Origin of the sequence: Brevundimonas sp. SL161 (genome assembly GCF_049896985.1) — a bacterium.
Classification (GTDB): Bacteria; Pseudomonadota; Alphaproteobacteria; order Caulobacterales; family Caulobacteraceae; genus Brevundimonas.
Genome location: NZ_JAFCVJ010000067.1, coordinates 1 through 2,415 on the forward strand (window position 1 = coordinate 1; position 2,415 = coordinate 2,415).

Below are 2,415 nucleotides of genomic sequence, written 5' to 3' on the forward strand. Positions count from 1 at the left end.
AGACTGACATCGACCCAAATGAGACCTCGGTGATGACGGTGCGGGATAGACGCTCGGCTTTCCAGCTCTCAGGCCTGGCAGGAGAGAAGTTTCATTGGATGGACGGGGAACAACGGATACCCGGCTGCGCTATGGCTGAGCTTGAGCAAGAGCTTAGGCTTGTTTTCCGGCCGACCAATCCAGCCCCCCTTCCAGGTCGGTCGGGAAACTGAGACCTCTCGCGGGAAGTGGGTCTTTTGGCCTGCGGTCGCCGCTGCTCCTTGTCCGGTCACCGAACCTGATTTTGGCCAAGTCCGCTGCTGTGTCGGCGAGACCCGCTGTTCTGAGCGGTGGTTGAGCGTCTGTCTCGATGACGAATTCTGGCGTATCAAGATCATTCTTTCCAACCGGAGGCCCGCATGGCCGACACCGATCATTCCGCGCTTCTGGCCATGACCACGGGCATCGTCGCTAACTTCGTTGCCAACAATCGGGTGAGCCCGGATGAACTGCCCGGATTGGTCACGATGGTGCACGGATCGCTCAGCCGCCTCGGTGGCGATCCAGAGCCAGTTGAAGCGGAAGCGCCGGCGCGACTGACGCCTTCCGCGATCCGCAAGCTCATACAACCTGACGGCATCGTCAGCCTGATCGACGGACGAAAGTTCAAGTCGATGAAGCGACATCTCTCGCTCCAGGGCTACACCCCGAAAAGCTATCGGGAGCATTTTTCCTTACCGAAGGACTTCCCGATGGTGAGTCCCGAATATGCGGCTAAACGGTCGGCGTTGGCGAGGTCGATGGGCTTGGGAGTAGGCGGGCGTCAGCCGAAGAAGGCTGAGATGGCGACGAAACCGGCGCGGAAGGCGAAGACCCCGAAGTCGTGACGACGTCTAAATCGGACTGGCTGCTGGAGGAGGCCTCGCGGTCTTCTCCGTCACGTTGACTGCGTTGGCGAACGTCCGTTTTTCGGCCTGATGTCAAAGACGCATGTCGACCCTAAACGGGCGTTGGCGACGTCCGCTTCGGAAACACCATTGGCAGATTGCCCCGGTCCCGCTTTAAATGATGGATGAGAAAAACTCAGCTTATGGGCCGTCTCGCCGCCGAATATCCGCATCTCGGCACGGAGGGGGCGCGGCGAGTAGTTGAGACGATCTTGGGCAACATCGAAACCGCCCTAGGTCAAGGTAGGCGGATCGAACTGCGAGGCTTTGGGATATTCACCCCACGTATCGTTGCTGAGCGACCGGCTAGGAACCCACGGTCGGGGGAGGCAGTCATCGCGCCAGCCGCCACGAGCACAACTTTTCGAGCGGGAAAGCGACTTAACGAGCGTCTGAACCAATCAGTCACCTTTGATTGACGGCTATCCGCCTTCCTAGCGGTGTTTTCTCAAAGCCTGTCCGCTTCCGGATCGGATGTCGCTGACCGTTTCCGACGGGGGGCTCAAGCGGTGAACGCAACACGCTACCTTACCGACGCTCGGAAAACCGGGCTGAGGCCTCACTCTTCTCGATTCCGCCCCCAGCCATATTGGGACCGGCTTTCAACCGTGACTCGCGTTCTGTTGATCGGGGACAACCTTCTCCATGGCCTCGTTCATCGCAGCAAATAAATAGGGTCTCGGCGGTGATCGGCTTGGCGAGGTGGACGTCAGCGCCCGCAGTCCGGCTGGCCTCGACATGTTCCCGCATCGCATTTGCTGTCATCATTACGATCGGAACGTCCCGGCAGTTTGATGAAGACGCTCGGATCTTCTGCACAGCGGTGAGGCCGTCCATGACCGGCATCTGCATGTCCATTAGAATGATATCGAAGTGCGAAGCCAAGGCGGCGTCCACGGCCTCTTGTCCATCGACCACACTCACGACGTCGGCCATTCCAGACAACATCAACTCGGCCACCTTACGGTTCGTCGGGTGGTCATCGGCGATGAGCACCCGCAGTGGGCGATCCGGGGATTCGACGGTCGTAGCCATCGAGCCTGCCTGTTCCGGAGCACTGACGGACTCCAGCGGAAGCTCGAACCAGAAGGTCGACCCCCGTCCTGGTTCGCTCTCGCAATCCAGAGTGCCATCCATGGCTTCCGCCAGACTCCGACAGATAGACAGGCCAAGTCCGGTTCCACCGAACTTGCGGGTGATCGTCTCATCCGCCTGTTGAAACCTGCTGAACAGCCGGTCCCGGAATTCCGGCGGAAAGCCAATCCCCGTGTCCGATACGGAGAACCGCATCAGCCCGCTTTCGGATTTTCCAACCGAAAGGACAATTTTTCCCGCTGATGTGAACTTGGCGGAGTTGCTGAGAAAATTACCTAGGTGGTGTGGACAAAGTGTCTGATCCACAGTCGGATGGATGCGACGATGACGAAGCCGAGGAAGCTGTCGGCGGTCTTGTCGTATCGGGTAGCCAGTCGTCGGCTGTGTTTGAGCT

Annotated in this window: 3 protein-coding genes and 1 pseudogene; 2 read left to right on the forward strand and 2 right to left on the reverse strand. The window is 59.1% G+C overall.

All coding sequences use genetic code 11. The features are described from left to right. Positions 1–398: 398 nt before the first annotated feature. Positions 399–866, forward strand: a complete 468-nt coding sequence (locus ACP7AU_RS17580) for a MucR family transcriptional regulator (RefSeq protein ID WP_426052260.1) — start codon at positions 399–401, stop codon at positions 864–866. 185 nt (positions 867–1,051) lie between these two features. Then, complete coding sequence (locus tag ACP7AU_RS17585; RefSeq protein ID WP_426052261.1) at positions 1,052–1,345, forward strand: HU family DNA-binding protein; 294 nt, start codon at positions 1,052–1,054, stop codon at positions 1,343–1,345. Between the two features lie 109 nt (positions 1,346–1,454). Here the strand turns inward: ACP7AU_RS17585 and ACP7AU_RS17590 are convergent, their stop codons facing one another. Both ACP7AU_RS17590 and ACP7AU_RS17595 read right to left on the reverse strand, forming a co-directional pair. Then, on the reverse strand, positions 1,455–2,327 hold the full coding sequence (locus tag ACP7AU_RS17590; protein ID WP_426052262.1) for an ATP-binding protein: 873 nt from the start codon (positions 2,325–2,327) through the stop codon (positions 1,455–1,457). Next, positions 2,297–2,415, reverse strand: a pseudogene (locus ACP7AU_RS17595) (IS5/IS1182 family transposase); the annotation flags it as partial. The pseudogene ACP7AU_RS17595 and the gene ACP7AU_RS17590, both read right to left, overlap by 31 nt.

Coding starts and splice junctions, on each gene's coding strand:
- ACP7AU_RS17585 (WP_426052261.1), top strand. CDS start 1,052: ATGAGAAAAACTCAGCTTATGGGCCGTCTCGCCGCCGAATATCCGCAT.
- ACP7AU_RS17580 (WP_426052260.1), top strand. CDS start 399: ATGGCCGACACCGATCATTCCGCGCTTCTGGCCATGACCACGGGCATC.